Source organism: Pseudoalteromonas phenolica (assembly GCF_044788725.1).
Lineage (GTDB): Bacteria > Pseudomonadota > Gammaproteobacteria > Enterobacterales > Alteromonadaceae > Pseudoalteromonas > Pseudoalteromonas phenolica_C.
In genome coordinates this window covers 770,009-784,885 of sequence record NZ_CP173162.1, presented here as the reverse complement: position 1 = coordinate 784,885, position 14,877 = coordinate 770,009, and the positions used below count along the sequence as shown (strand labels likewise).

The following is a 14,877-nucleotide window of genomic DNA, read 5'->3' as shown; positions in this document are numbered from 1 at the left end:
GGAGCGTTTGATGAAACATTATATTGCCCCACTTTTACTTGTTGCGGCCGCGGCTCCAAGCTTCGCCTCAGATCTCAGCGTCTCTGTTGAGCTGCCAAGATTACAAGTTGCCGAATATCACAAGCCTTATGTCGCTGTGTGGATTGAAAGTGACAGCAACAAAGTCGTCAGTAATCTAGCTGTGTGGTACGACCTTGATATGCGTAATAACGAAGGCGAAAAATGGCTTAAAGATATGCGTCAGTGGTGGCGAAGAACGGGCCGTAACCTTGACTTGCCTGTTGATGGCATGAGCGGCGCGACCCGCGGGCCTGGCACACACCAAATGCGTTTTTCTTTAGAGCAAGCCCAACTTCAAAACCTGCCAGCAGGAAACTATCGCCTGCGTGTTGAAGCTGCTCGAGAAGTGGGTGGTCGCGAACTCATTAATCTGCCTTTTACCTGGCCGCAGACTAAAGCAACCACATTTAAACAAGCCGGTAACTCTGAGCTCGGCGCTATTTCATTCACGATTAACCCATAGGAAACACCATGAAAGTAACCCTTCTTAAATCGCTATTATTGGCGGGCCTAGCTGCAAGCTGCTTTAACGTAAACGCCCACCGAGCTTGGATCGTACCGCAAGAAACACAACTTTCGGGTGAAAACCGCTGGGTAAGTTTTGATGCTGCGGTATCGAATGACATCTTTTTATCTAATTACAATCCGGGTCGTTTCTCGGGTGTTCAAGTTCATGCCCCTGATGGCACACCGACTGAAGTCGAGAACATGCATAAAGGCAAATACCGTCATGTGTTCGATTTAGCCTTAACCCAAGAAGGTACTTATAAAGTATTTACTGCAAGCAGTGGCCTATCTGCAAGATGGTATGAAGACGGCAAACGTAAGTGGTACCCAGGTCGTGGCGAAGCCTTCTCTATGGAAGAGTTTAAAAAACGCGTACCAAAAGATGCTGACAAGCTAACCGTTACCCAGTTTTCTCGTCGTATGGAAACCTTTGTAACTTTGGGTGCACCGACCGAAAAAACACTAAAAGCAACAAACAAAGGCTTAGAGCTCATTGCCATCACTCACCCAAATGAGCTTTATGCGGGCGAAGCCGCTAAGTTTAAGTTTTTAATTGACGGCAAGCCTGCTGTCGGCGCTGAAGTCGTAGCTATTCGTGAAGGTACTCGCTATCGCAATGCGCAAGAAAAGATCAGCGTAAAAGCAGATAAAAATGGGGTTGTAACGCTTAACTGGAATGGCGCAGGCCGTTACTTCTTCGAAGCAGAATATCAAGATAATAAAGCCAAGGCACCAGCGACTGTGCGCCGCGGTACTTATGTTGCTGTGTTAGAAGTTTTACCTGATTAACCTGAGCTTTAGTTAACTAATATGCTAAACGCATCTCCCTTTATGCAAGCCGGCCTGCTTTTGGTCGGCTATTTTGCCTTTACGCTGTTTTGCTATCGCAAAGTCATTACTGCTAAGTGGCAAACCCATAAACAACGCAATGCAAAAACGCTCATTGCCTATGCAAGCGAAAGCGGCTCTGGTGAGCAACTAGCCCATGAGTTACATGTAAAACTAAAAAATCAGGGCGACCCTGCTCTTTGTATTACGCTTAACCAAGTCAACGAGCAACAATTAAAACAAGCCGATACCTTGCTGATCATAGCCAGCACTTATAGTGAAGGCGAAGCACCTAATAATGGTAGGCATTTTCTAGGCAAGTTAGACACATTTAAAAGCACACTTGCTCACTTAAATTACGCGATACTTGCGCTTGGAGACAGAGCATATAGCCAGTATTGTCAATTTGGCCTAGCCCTCAGTAAAGCACTGCAAAAAACACACTGCAAACCGATATTTGAACCGATTTTAGTCGACAAACTTAACACTGCCAGTATAGACGATTGGTACGCACATCTTCATAATGCAGGAGTTTTAAAACAACTTGCTGTAAGTGTAGCCCTGACTGAAGTTCAGCATTCCATTCAAGAACTCATACTGACCGCTCGAGAGCAAGTAAATATCAATAGCCTCGGTGCTCCTTTATTTGAAATAAACCTCGCTGTGCCAAATGATTTAACTTGGCAAGCGGGCGATATTGCCCGTTTGCACATTAACAATAAAGTACGTGAATACAGCATTGCCAGTGTGCCGCAAGAGCAACACTTAAAGCTGCTGGTGCGAGAACAAAAGCACCCAAATGGCGAGCTTGGCCTCGGCTCTGGTTGGCTTTGCCACCAAGCTGATTTAAACAGTGCGCAAGCCTTTTCGATCAGAGCAAATCCAAAGTTTCACCCTTTAGATGAAAACCAAAAACTAATATTGATAGGAAATGGCAGCGGTTTAGCGGGGCTTAGAGGCCATTTAAAACATCGAGAACTTAAGCAACATCACGAAAACTGGCTACTTTACGGTGAGCGTTGCGCAGAACATGATTTACCTTGGCACCAAGAACTCACAACATGGTTTAATGCCAAGCATTTAACTGAAATCGACCTCGCTTTTTCTAGACAGGTCGCTGATAACAAAATACAAGTAGGTCGATGCAATTCTGGCTATGTACAAGATGCCTTGTTAGCGCAACAGGCGAAATTAAAAGACTGGGTCAATAACGGAGCTGCGATTTTTATCTGCGGCAGGTTGCAAGGTATGGCAAAAGATGTTGAAAGCACTTTAGTGCAAATTTTAGGACAAACAACCTTGAGCAAACTTGAGCAACAAGGCCTTTATCGCAAAGATGTTTATTAGCTGTTGTTGGTTTACCGCATCTGTCATTTTCGACCAGCTTAAAAGCGAAATACCGAGATAGACTTATACCAATATGAAAAACAACTTATGAAGTGTTAAATAAAAACCTTTTGCGCGCTAAAAAAGCGCGCAAAAGCGCTCTTAATCAGTAATATCCGCTTCATGACTTTGTAATTATGGCCTTTAAAGCACTTTTAGTGCTTGCTTTAAATGCCTAAAAATAATCCATATTTTAAAAAATCTAGAAATATAAGCGTAATTTAAAAGTCTGCTCTTAACCTTTCCACTTTAAATTAATGCGAATTATTATCAATTCGCTTTACTTTTGTATTTTTGATCTATACAGTACCCAAAAAATTTCATTAATAGCAATAAATCAGGCTCTCTAAAAATGAACACACTTTTTAAACTCTGCGCACTTTCTTCGCTTATTGCAGCGACATTAAGCACTTCGGCACTGGCTCAGCAAGCACCTAAAGCCCCACAAGATGACATGGAACGCATCGTTGTAACTGCAACGGGTTTTGAGCAAAAAGTACCTGACGCTCCGGCAAGTATTTCTGTTATCACCGCTGAAGACTTACAAGGTCAGTCGTACACAACCCTACTTGATGCCGTTAAGTACCAAGAAGGTGTCGACGTGGGCACTACTCGTGACAAAACAGGTCAAGGTAGTGTGAGTATGCGTGGTTTAACCGGTGAGTACACCCTATTGCTTATCGATGGTAAGCGCCAAAACAACCATGGTGACATTTACCCAAACAACTTTGGAGGCAATGCGTTTAACCACATTCCACCAAAAAGCGCCATTGAACGTATTGAAGTGATCAGAGGGCCAGCGTCTACACTTTACGGCGCTGATGCTATGGGTGGTGTAATTAACATCATTACTAAAAAGTCATTAAACGAATGGACAGGCAGCATTGATTTTGGCCGTAGCTTTCAAACAAACGATGAATTTGGTGACGACATCACCACTGATTTCAGTGTTTTCGGCCCGCTAATCGAAGGATTAGTTAACTTCTCGGCACGCGGCAGCGTATATGAGCGCCAAGCATCTAACCCTGAATTTGCGCCAGCTGTCGATGCAAATGGTAAAGTGCATCACCGCGAACTTGGTTTTGGTAGCGGCGGTAAAACCGTTGATAACACCAACACACAATTAGGTGCCACGTTCGTATTCACGCCAAACGAGCAAAACACCATTACCTTTGATTACGATGTATCAAATCAAGAGTACGACAACACGCCAAACTATAATTTAGAAACTGGCCAGATCACTTATCCACTTGGTACCAAAGACAATATTGAATCAATCTGGCAAGACCGCAAAGGTATCGTAAACCCACGTGCCGGTTATGCTGCTGATCAAGAGTTCGACAGAACATGGTGGTCATTAACCCATAACGGCGAGTTTGAAAATTTCACCACTTTTGTGTCTTTAGCTTATGTTGATACCGACAACAACGGCCGTACTATGCCGCTATCAGTTGCTGAGCGTAAGCAATTACAAGCTATGTATGATGGTACGGGAGAGTATGCAAACCTAGACGATGCTGCGCGTAAAGCACTGGCTGAGAGTACTTTCTTACCGCGCCCTAAACGTACGCTAAACAGTAACCAATACACACTCGACGCACGTGTTGATATTCCTGTTGACGATTTAGCGGGCGATCACGTATTTGTGATTGGTGGTCAACTTGTTGATGGTGAATTGCAAGACGGCGTATTCGGCATGGAATCAGGCGAAACACAAGGCTTGCAAGCACACAAAATGACCGCCCTGTTCGTTGAAGACAACTGGCAAATCACAGAACCTCTTACTATTACCATGGGTGTACGCCACGACAACCATGATGTATTTGGTAGCCAAACTTCACCGCGTCTTTACGGTGTTTACGAACTTGGTGAAGCCTGGACTGTAAAAGGCGGGATCAGCACAGGTTATAAAACACCAAAAACAACTGACTTATACAACGGTATTACTGGTTTTGGTGGTCAAGGGACCTCACCGTTTGCAGGTAACCCAGATCTAAAACCTGAAACCAGTACTAACAACGAAATTGCCCTTTACTGGAATCATCCAAGTGAAGAGCACAACTTTAATATCACTTACTTTACAACAGAGTTTGAAGACAAAATTGCCCGTGGTGACCGCATTCAAAGCTGTACTGCGACCAGCAATGTTAAGCCATGTGTAAACTTAGGCCAGTACGACGAATTGGGTTACAACAGCTATAGCCAAAAGATCAACATCGACAAAGTTGAGATCCAAGGTTTAGAAGTCGCAGGTCGTTATGCATTTAACGATGCTGTGTCTTTATACGCAAACTACACATGGACTGACAGCGAGCAAAAGAGTGGCCCACAAGAAGGTCAACCGCTAACAAACACTGCTGAGCACATGGCAAACGCGACCCTTGATTGGCAAGTGACGGACGAGTTCTCTGTAACACTTAACGCAGAAGTACGTTCAGACCGTTACCGTGGTTGGGACAGCACACTTGAAAAACCGCTGTACTACAAAAATTACCAACTACTCCATTTAGGTGCAAAATACGACCTAAACGAAAACGTCACTGTGTTTGCTCGTATCAATAACCTACTAGATACTGACTTTACATCTTACAGCGTTGATTACACAGACTTAGATGGTGACGGTGAGTTCACTTACTCAAGCGGCCGTGGCGTAGTAAGCGAAGTTGTATTTACAGATGACTACAACGTCAAAGACAAAGCGAGAAACATCTGGGTAGGTATGAACGTTAGGTTTTAATACAGTGCAAAATACATATTGCGCAGCAAGATTACTTTTGCGCAAGGGGGAGGCGCGTCTTGAGGCTTGCGAGGGCGCGCAGCAAGACTAGCGCCGAGCGTGAGGCCTTGGATGGCCGAACCGGACCCAAGCTACAAGGACGTAATACAACACAAAACTTTTCTTACAAGGTTTAAAGTCTTAACCCAAGTCTTCAATTTAACCCTTTGTCGCATTGGCGACGACAACCAAGGGGAGGCTAAACATTCCAATTTAGCCTCTCGCAGAAATTCATCCCTGAAGCTTCTACCTGTCGGCATCCATGCCTCCACTTCCTCGCGCTGCGAAACTTCGTTTCGGTCACTCGTCACCCCCACGGCGCCCTAAATCACACTTATCGTGCAAAATACACGTTGCGAAGCAAGGTTATTTTTGCGCAAGGTGAAGTGAGCAATTTTAACTGTTGTTAAAAATATCGATGAACGTACACGCCATGAAGGTACGTCCATGTACAAACATGGCTTGGCTCGCATCCATGCGAGCACATTACTCATCAATTCATTCTTTTCAGGGTGTGATAAAAGGGAAAGGGCGTTGTCTGTAAGCTTTAAGCCCACAATACAAATCCCTACTGTTTTTAAGAAACTGCACCCATATTTAACTCATTTTCCGCACTCCCCTCTTTCACCCAAAAAAGATGCAATCTGAACTTCAGCCACGTATATTCGTCGTTTAGATTTTTATTCGACACTGTAAAACAATGCGCAATTTAATATTATCGGCTTTCGCGTTATCGGCGACGCTCTCTACAAATGCTTTTGCACACACAACCCCTATCAAACTTAACTTTCTCGACGAATACGTAATCCCTACAGAGCTAAGCGTTGATGGTGATAAGGTCGGTGGTTTATCAAGTATTGAATTCGTTAACGGCAAGTACTTAATGATTGCTGATGATTCTAAAAAGCCGCGCTATTTTCAAGCCAAAATCAGTATCGAAGGTACTGAGGTAGAAAACACGAAAATCAGCAATATCACGTTCGAAAAATCATTACCGCTAATGGGCCAAAAATCGAGCAAGCGTGTTGTCGACCCTGAAAGTTTAATCCCCGCCCCTAAGAAAAACAGTATCGTTTGGACCAGTGAAGGCAGTGTGAAATACAACAAGCCGCCTGCTATTTTTATGCAATCACTCGCAGGTGACATAGACCAAACTCAAACCACTTTTGCATTGCCGAGCATGTTTAACATCGGTAAAAGCACTGGCCCGCGTCATAATGCAGTGTTTGAAGGCGTAACACTCGATATGTCAGGTAAGGGTATTTGGGTATCGATGGAAGGCGCGCTAAAACAAGATGGTGAAGAAGCGACTTTAAAAAACGGCAGCATGGTGCGTATTTCACACTTTGATTTTGCCAGCAAGCAAATGCAAAAACAGTTCGCCTATTACGTTGAACCACTGGTAGACCGCAAAGGCGCTAAACCAGATGCATTTCGTACCACAGGTTTAGTTGAGATCTTACAAATCAGCGAACACCACTTTTTAACCATGGAGCGCTCTTATACGTCTGGGCTAAAAGACGGTGGCAATAATGTGAGTATTTACTTAATCGACACGCAAGATGCGACCGACACATCGAACATTGCCTCTTTAAAAAACCAGTCGTTTAAAGCCGCGAAGAAAACCTTAGTATTAGATTTAGCGACAATCACCGACAAGTTAGGGTCAAAGCAGATTGATAACTTGGAAGGTTTAACGTTTGGCCCGACTTTAGCGAATGGTAATCGCAGTTTGCTAATGGTGGCGGATAATAATTTTAATGTGCATGGCCCGCAGTTGAATCAGGTGCTTCTTTTTGAGGTGTCTGGTATGTAGGTCATGCTTTAGCGCGACAGGTTTGAAATTTGCCTTCAATTTAACTTTTTTTCGCATTGGAGACTACAACCAAGGGGGGGTTAAGCATTTCAATTTAGCCTCTTGCAGAAATTTATCTCTGAAGCTTGGGCCTGTCGGCATCCATGCCTTCACTTCCTCGCGCTACGAAACTGCGTTTCGGTCACTCGTCACCCCCACGGCGCCCTTCATCACACTTATCGTGCAAAATACACGTTGCGAAGCAAGGTTATTTTTGCGCAAGGTGAAATGAGCAGTTTTAGCTGTAGCTGCGTAATACTTTTCCTGTAGCAGCGGCTTTACGCCGCGACTTCTAACTACTTTTATCATTCTGAACTTGTTTCAGAATCTATGTATTGTTTATCACCTGTCTTCAATTTTACATTTGTCGCGTTGGCGACTACAACCAAGGGGAGGCTGCCGCCGGTCTCCCCTTGGAACCCCACGGCGCCCTTCATCACACTAGTTCCTTCAAACAATAAATTGATATGAACGTACACGCCATGAAGGTACGTCCATGTACAAGCATGGCTTGGCTCGCATCCATGCGAGCACATTACTCATCAATTCATTATTTTCAGGGTGTGATAAAAGGGAAAGGTGGTTGTCTGTGAGTTATGGGATTAAAGTTAAGTTTGAGTTGTTTTTGAGTTCATGGAGTCGAACTCTTTGATCCTGAGTATTAGAGTTACTGAATGCTAAACTTAACCCTGTTATTTCCTATTGCCTTAACTATGTTGACATCATTTTATCGTAATGCTCTTCAAATTGAGTTTTAATAAATACGTCTTTAAATTTATTAATAAACCTATCAGAATCTATTTCACCAAGATCTGTGATATTTACAGAGTCAGAGTGGGACTCTCTATTTATAAACCTGAAGAAAGGTGAAAATTCAGAATCCGTTTCTTCTAGCTCATCAAGTGCGGCTTTTAAAGCATCTGTCTTATGAACAAAAGAAAAGTAATACTCGAGAATATTTCTCATGATATTAGGTAAGACTATATTATTTGTAATGCCATTTTGAGCATCTTTTATGATCTGCCAATATGATTGGTAATCATTTTTTATTTCGCCTTTTTCCATCGGTAAGATATTACTATTCGTATTTTTTAGTACTCTAAATAAATTACATTTCCTTCCAAAATCTTGTGGGTTGGAAGGAAGGTATTTCATCATTTCATGCAGGTAATAGAGACTATGAGTGAGTAAGATCACTTGTGCATATTGGTAGCCTCTAATAAGTCTTTTGTGTGTGAGAGCGCCTATCTCATATATGTAATTATGAGAAAGGCTCGATATAGGATCGTCTACAACAATAATTTTCTTATTTTTTGGGGTTGAGAAGTTACTATTTACACTTCCTTGGCATAATTCTAAAAAGTATAGATAAGTAATAAGTGTTTTTTCTCCTTCACTGAGCGACTTATATACTTTATGACCACTCGAAGAAACTCCTCGGCATAAGTAATAGTGATTACTTTCTTCTGGTTTCTGTTTAATTTCGAAACCTTCTAAACCTATCGATTTTATTTGGTTGTTTATGTTGATTACAGACGTTTCAATATTGGTAATTAACTTACGATTTTCAACAATCACGTCATTTTGAGCCTGAATAGCTATGGTGAGGGCCTCTTCTTCCCCTTTAACTTTTTCTATATCAGTTTTAATAGATTCAATTAAAGTATCGTGAGCTTTTATAGCCGCATCGTATTTTATACGAACCAAAGACCAAAACTTCTTTTTAATAGCTGCAAGAGAGTCTTTTTTCTTACTGAGCTTAGCGTTAAAAGCTATTCTAGAAGCGTTTTTATCATTAATAATATCATTGAGAGCCTGAACTAAATTAGACGTAGGTTCCAAGATAACTTTGATGCTTGGATCAGCTAATTTTTGCCCTAATTTAGTATGGTTTGCTTGCAGTACACTAGAAAGCTTTTCTTTTGCTAGGTCAAACTTTGTATCATTAAGATCTGTATAGTGAGTAGCTGATAATACTTCATTTAAAGTCTCGATAGATTGTTCATATGCGCTTTTTAGAGCCTTTAACTCATCTTTTTTTCTTTTATATGATTCATCAAAAAGATTATTTATATTTTCAATTAAATCCTCATCTATAGCTTGTTGGCAAAACGGGCATTTGCCTTCAGCATCATCGAGATAAATACGCCCTTTATCAACCCAAGTAAAGTTTTGTAATTTCTTCACTAGCTCCGCTAAATAGCTTTCACTAGAGCCAACAATTACCTCTGCTAAAATGGTATTTGATTCACTTGATGCTAGGTTTAAAAGAACATTAGGAATCATACTTTTTGGCACGGCACTTTTACTATTTAACTCTTTAGATTCAGTAGCTAAACTTTCAAACGTGTACTCAGGTACTTCAATGAGGTCTGTTCTTAGAAGTTCATCATAAAACGCAGAAGCAGATGCTTTAAATTTTGTTAAACAATGATCTAGGTCTTTTTTGTCATGCTCTTTTTTAGTTTCAAAGCACTTATCTTTAATTGCTTTGACTTGTACTACCTCTTTATCCTCGTGCTGTTTTTTAAGCGTTTGCTTTTGGGTTCTTTGCTCTTCTAATTTTGATATTTCTTCTTCAGCAGCGCTTATAGCCTGTTCAGCTGTTACATTCGTTTCACCTAAAGTAAAAACTCCCTCGAAGCTATCTTGAGAGAAGTTTTTTTCAACAAAGTCTGTGTTATAAACTAGTATTTGATAATCTTGAGCGTTGGGTAACACGTAACTGCAATTGCTATAATTATTGTGCGTTGTATCTTGCAAATATCTTGCTACTGTAGATTTTCCAGTACCGTTATGCCCATAAAACAACACTACTTTTTTATTTATATTTAGCGATACCGGGGTAGGGTTTTGAAAACTTGCTACTCCTTGAATAGAAATTGATTCAATCATACATTTCTTCCATGACTTTTATATATAAATTAAAGCCATCCTACCCCAATCACCCAAATATTGGAAAGAAAGGAATCAGGTCATGAAGATTTACAGGGCAGATCTTGCATTGTGCAACCTTTTCCCAAATCCAACAGGCAACTCCCCTTCCCTTTTATCACACCCTGATAAGAATAAATTGATGAGTAATGCGCTCGCATGGATGCGAGCCAAGCCATGCTTGTACATGGACGTACCTTCATGGCGTGTACGTTCATATCAATTTATTGTTTGAAGGATTTAGTGTGATGAAGGGCGCTGGGTGAGTCCAGAGAGGGGCCAGCGGCAGCCCCTCTTTGGTTGCTGTCGCCAACGCGACAAAGGGTTAAATTGAAAACAGGTTTCAAACCTGTCGCGCTAAAGCACGACCTACACAAATAACTATTGAGTATTCCATATCAATAGTTAAGGTTGCTCATTTCAATTAGTGCAAAAGTAACCTTGCTTCACAACGTATATTTTGCACCTTAATTACACCTATAAACAACGACACATGACTTAGAATCGCACTTAAAGTCTGTAGATTCACAAGAACCACCACCATCATGAGTTTCAATACCTAAACGATTAAACCATTCTATTAATGCAGCAACATTATTTTGCTGAGTGTTGAAGTTCCTTGCCTGATATTTATCTGTCGGAATTAACTTTCCATCTGACGTTTTTGCTCTTTCAGTTGTCTTAACTTCAACTTCTACCCCCTCAGAAAGATGGTTTCTGAATGAAGTATTTACTTCTATAGAGCTACCATCCGAAAATACCACTGTCGTTGTAGCTGTCGTCTTTAAACTAGTTGACACACTAATAATAGCTGAGAACCTTACATTGAGATCTGCAGCCATTTGATCAAAAGCAGCTCTTAATTCCTTGATTGTAGATAACATTGGTGATTGTTGGTTATTCACATAATCATCTATAAAGTTAGAAAATGATGAACCTGCATTTAGTGCTTCGGCTGAAGTCGCATATGGTGAGTTTTGATTTAATACAATTCTGTTAGACAAGTGATTCTTTAAATCATTTATGGATCTTTTAGATTCCATTAATGAGTTTTCTATTTGGCGTTCTAGAGGAGATTTTACAGCTTTAATGTCAATTCTAGGTTGCCTACCAGGGGTTTTGCTACCCGAATTACTATACACAGTGACTTTAAATTGCTCGAAATTTGCATTTTGAGTATCGATTACATTTATAGTGTGTACACCGGGAGGGAGGAAGTTAGCTCTGCTTTTAACTTTTTCAGTCATGATACTTTGTGAGCAGCCATCACAACCCATTAAGTTATTTCCATAGGTGGGTAAAGCTAACAAGCTTAGAGTCAATATGATTAGTTTGTACATAATATTCCTTATATATGTTAAAAACCGACAAAATATATAGTACCTAAAAACAAGAAACGCAAGGAATAAAAAATTGTAGGCGGGATGAATTTCTATCAGATAAGCCTCGGCTACCGAAAAACCCTGCAAACTGAGCAAGCTTAATTCACTAGTTCAAGTCTTGCTTTGCGCAAGTATAAACTCAGAACCAACCGGCAACTCCCCTTTTATCACACCTTTAAAAGAATAAAATTGATGAGTAATGTGCTCGCATTGCGGGATTTTTGTTCCCGACAAATCCCAAGTACCTAAATCCATTTAGGCAATGCGAGCCAAGCCATGCTTGTACATGGACGTACCTTCATGGCGTTTGCGTTCATCGATATTTTTAACAGCAATTAAAATTGCTCATTTCACCTTGCGCAAAAATAACCTTGCTTCGCAACGTGTATTTTGCAAGATAAGTGTGATGAAGGGCGCCGTGAGGGTGACGAGTGACCGAAACGCAGTTTCGCAGCGCGAGGAAGTGAAGGCATGGATGCCGACAGGCCCAAGCTTCGAGGATGAATTTCTGTAATAGGCTAAATTGAAATGCTAAGCCTCCCCTTGGTTGTCGTCGCCAGCGCGATAAAGAGTTAAATCGAAAACAGGTTTCAGACCTGTCGCGCTAAAGCACGACCTACACACGAAAACTCACCTTGCTATGCAATGTTGTTTTTGCACTTATCAAACCTTTCTTCTAAATCCCCTACCTCACAAAACCCCAACGCCAAAGCAAACGCTTCATTATTATCATTCACATAAAATAACGCTGGAAAGCCGCTCACTCTAAGCTGTTGTACCAAAGCCAAATGTTGCTGTAACTGACTTTCAGTTTCAGCCGATAACAACACCTTTTCAAACTCTGCACCATCCAATCCTATATCTACAGCACATTCAACCAGCGTTTGTTGTAAAGACGGGTTTTGTGCTTTTTGGTAATACGCAGATTGAATGGCTTTAACCATGTGCTCAGCACTGTTGGGGCTTAAGGTTTCAGCTGCTATCACCGCGCGACACGCAGGATAGGTAGAGCGATATGGGGTGTTTAACTGCCAGTAATCGTGGTTAAAGTTCACTTGCGTGCGTTGCTCTATTTGCTGCCAGTAGCTGGCGATTACGGTGCGCAGGCTTTCATCCATTGGTTGGTCATTATCAGGGGCGAGACCGCCCATGATCCAGTCAACTTTAATCTCTGAGTGCTGCTTTAAAAATGCCGCGAGCTCAGGCGCAAAGCCAAAACACCATGCGCACATGGGGTCGACCACATAAATAAACCGCATTGTTTTTACTTTCCTTTTAGCTTTTTACTCTAGACTTTTTAACTTTAAGAATAATGTTCAAGTCGGTACAATTTAAAATACTTTTTCAAAGCGTATCTTGTTGTCGAGTGATGTATCTCCTGGCTCAATATCAATGATGTGGTAGTTGTTTTTCACTAACATGGCGAGCATGGCTCGAAAGCGGTTCATAGTTTTAACTTGCACCGCTTGATAGTTTTGCGTTTTTAACCAAGCTTCTTGCTCGTTGAGCATTTTCTGAGCGAGACCATGACCTCTATGCTCAGGCATTACTGCACCTAACCAGCTATAAAAAACCGTGTCACTCAGCGCATAACCCAATTTATATCCTACAGGTTGCTCGTTGTAATAAGCCACCAGCAGTAAATAGGTTTTATCTGCTAGCTTTTGCTTTATGATTTCTAGCGTTTTTGGTGTGCCAAACTCAGGGATATTGGTTTCGATAGCCAAAATATCGCTGAGTTGACCTTGTTTAATTTCGTACATATTTGTTCATCTATCAAAGCCGCGTTCTTAGTTCTTATCTTTTGATTTATCGTCTGATTTTGACGACGTGTCTGGGCGCTCAATTTTGCCACTTTTTACAAGCGCTTTATATAAGTCTTCTAATGGCTCTGGAATATCATCATGATATTCAGGCTTCTCTTTAAGTAGCTTAATTAATGCGTTTTGGGCACCTGCTTCATCTTTGTTTTCTAGCTTTGCCAAAATATCTTTAAACACGACATTTGACTTACCGTTTGGCTCAGACAAATTAATGCCATACATAACAGGCGAGACAGCCTGAACAGCTCGCGATTTTCGCTCTGGCGCTACGCGTTCAATTCTCGTTCCTGTGACTTCTATCCGTTCCATTTGCACGTCTTCAGCTAGTATCTCTCCTCGCTCGATTTGAGAGGCACTTTCTTGTGCTTGCTTCGCTTTTGGCATCGCGGGCACTTCAGCTGATTCAACTGAAACTAACATAGGATCTTGGTAATACTGCCAAGGCCCTAACACGGCTACAGCGACGATGGCAGCTGCGAGTCCTGAGTATTGCCACCACCGGTTTGAGGTTTTCGTAGCTTTATGCGCTCGCGCTTTACTCTCTAAACCTTTGTTATCAGATACTTTTTCATCATTAACGGCATCTGCTGCACACGCCAAAATAGCGTCATCGATATGTTTAGGCGGCATTGAGTCGTTATTTTGCTGATAAAGCTTGATGAGTTCGTTATCACTTAATTGCTTGCTCATGCTTGTCGTGCGCCTCCTGTTTCTGATGCGTCTACTTTGCGTTGCAAACAATCTCTTAACTGTGACATGGCATAGCGTAATCGCGTTTTCACGGTTTCGGGTTTTGCCTCAACAATTTCGCATACTTGGCTTGCGCTAAATCCTGCTTCATGGCGCAACAAAAATGCGTCTCTTTGCTGTGGTACCAGTAATTCTACACAGTGCTTAATCGCCCGTTGCAAAAAGTCATTATGTAACTCACTTTCGTGATTGTCTTGGTTTGAACTAAGCACTTCAGGTGACGCACTATCGTTATTATTAAGCGCCTCATCAACCAGTGCTAGATGCTCACCGCGCGCAGTGTGTTTTCTGTGTTCATCAATCAACAAATTATGGGCGATACGGTAAAGCCAAGTGTTGAACTTAGCCTCAACCGTATAACTGGCCCGATTGTCGATGACTCTGAGCCAAACTTCTTGAAATAGCTCTTGGGCTTTAGCCTGATGCTTTGCTCCCAATTGACGACACACATAACGATATACAGGTCCTTTATGTCGGCCATACAACTCGGCAAAGGCGGCTTGGCTGCCTTTGCCATAATTGAGCATCAGAGCTTCGTCCGTGTCTGATTGTAATTGCGCGATTTGAGTCATAAAT

The 14,877-nt window shown here is 41.7% G+C and carries 12 protein-coding genes; 6 read left to right on the top strand and 6 right to left on the bottom strand.

The window, feature by feature from the left end; translation table 11 throughout:
* Positions 1–10 precede the first annotated feature (10 nt).
* The 5 genes from ACH784_RS20925 to ACH784_RS20905 all read left to right on the top strand — a co-directional run bounded on the left by ACH784_RS20925 (position 11) and on the right by ACH784_RS20905 (position 7,373).
* Complete coding sequence (locus ACH784_RS20925; protein ID WP_404395702.1) at positions 11–523, top strand: DUF2271 domain-containing protein; 513 nt, start codon at positions 11–13, stop codon at positions 521–523.
* An 8-nt stretch (positions 524–531) separates the two neighbouring features.
* Positions 532–1,356 (top strand): DUF4198 domain-containing protein, encoded by an 825-nt coding sequence (locus ACH784_RS20920; protein WP_404395701.1) that lies wholly within the window; start codon positions 532–534, stop codon positions 1,354–1,356.
* 21 nt (positions 1,357–1,377) lie between these two features.
* A complete protein-coding gene (locus tag ACH784_RS20915; RefSeq protein WP_404395699.1) occupies positions 1,378–2,742 on the top strand; it encodes a sulfite reductase subunit alpha in 1,365 nt (454 codons plus the stop codon).
* Positions 2,743–3,133: 391 nt separating this feature from the next.
* Complete coding sequence (locus ACH784_RS20910) at positions 3,134–5,518, top strand: TonB-dependent receptor domain-containing protein (protein ID WP_404395697.1); 2,385 nt, start codon at positions 3,134–3,136, stop codon at positions 5,516–5,518.
* Positions 5,519–6,257: 739 nt separating this feature from the next.
* On the top strand, positions 6,258–7,373 hold the full coding sequence (locus tag ACH784_RS20905) for an esterase-like activity of phytase family protein (protein ID WP_404395696.1): 1,116 nt from the start codon (positions 6,258–6,260) through the stop codon (positions 7,371–7,373).
* A 750-nt stretch (positions 7,374–8,123) separates the two neighbouring features.
* On the opposite strand, the gene ACH784_RS20900 is transcribed toward ACH784_RS20905, so the two are convergent.
* Positions 8,124–10,307, bottom strand: coding sequence for an AAA family ATPase (locus ACH784_RS20900; RefSeq protein WP_404395694.1), 2,184 nt, complete (start codon positions 10,305–10,307; stop codon positions 8,124–8,126).
* A gap of 82 nt (positions 10,308–10,389) precedes the next feature.
* On the opposite strand from ACH784_RS20900, the gene ACH784_RS20895 reads away from it, so the two are divergent.
* Complete coding sequence (locus ACH784_RS20895; protein ID WP_404395693.1) at positions 10,390–10,581, top strand: hypothetical protein; 192 nt, start codon at positions 10,390–10,392, stop codon at positions 10,579–10,581.
* A 232-nt stretch (positions 10,582–10,813) separates the two neighbouring features.
* On the opposite strand, the gene ACH784_RS20890 is transcribed toward ACH784_RS20895, so the two are convergent.
* The 5 genes from ACH784_RS20890 to ACH784_RS20870 form a co-directional block, all read right to left on the bottom strand.
* On the bottom strand, positions 10,814–11,686 hold the full coding sequence (locus tag ACH784_RS20890; protein WP_404395691.1) for a hypothetical protein: 873 nt from the start codon (positions 11,684–11,686) through the stop codon (positions 10,814–10,816).
* Positions 11,687–12,366: 680 nt separating this feature from the next.
* Entirely contained in the window at positions 12,367–12,987 is a 621-nt protein-coding gene (locus tag ACH784_RS20885; protein WP_404395689.1) for a DsbA family protein, read from the bottom strand.
* A gap of 72 nt (positions 12,988–13,059) precedes the next feature.
* Complete coding sequence (locus ACH784_RS20880) at positions 13,060–13,491, bottom strand: GNAT family N-acetyltransferase (protein ID WP_404395686.1); 432 nt, start codon at positions 13,489–13,491, stop codon at positions 13,060–13,062.
* Between the two features lie 27 nt (positions 13,492–13,518).
* Entirely contained in the window at positions 13,519–14,241 is a 723-nt protein-coding gene (locus ACH784_RS20875) for a hypothetical protein (RefSeq protein ID WP_404395684.1), read from the bottom strand.
* Positions 14,238–14,873 carry a sigma-70 family RNA polymerase sigma factor gene (locus ACH784_RS20870; RefSeq protein WP_404395682.1) on the bottom strand — a complete coding sequence of 212 codons (636 nt, stop codon included), beginning with the start codon at positions 14,871–14,873 and terminating at the stop codon, positions 14,238–14,240. Before ACH784_RS20870 ends, ACH784_RS20875 begins: the two co-directional genes overlap by 4 nt.
* Positions 14,874–14,877: the final 4 nt, after the last annotated feature.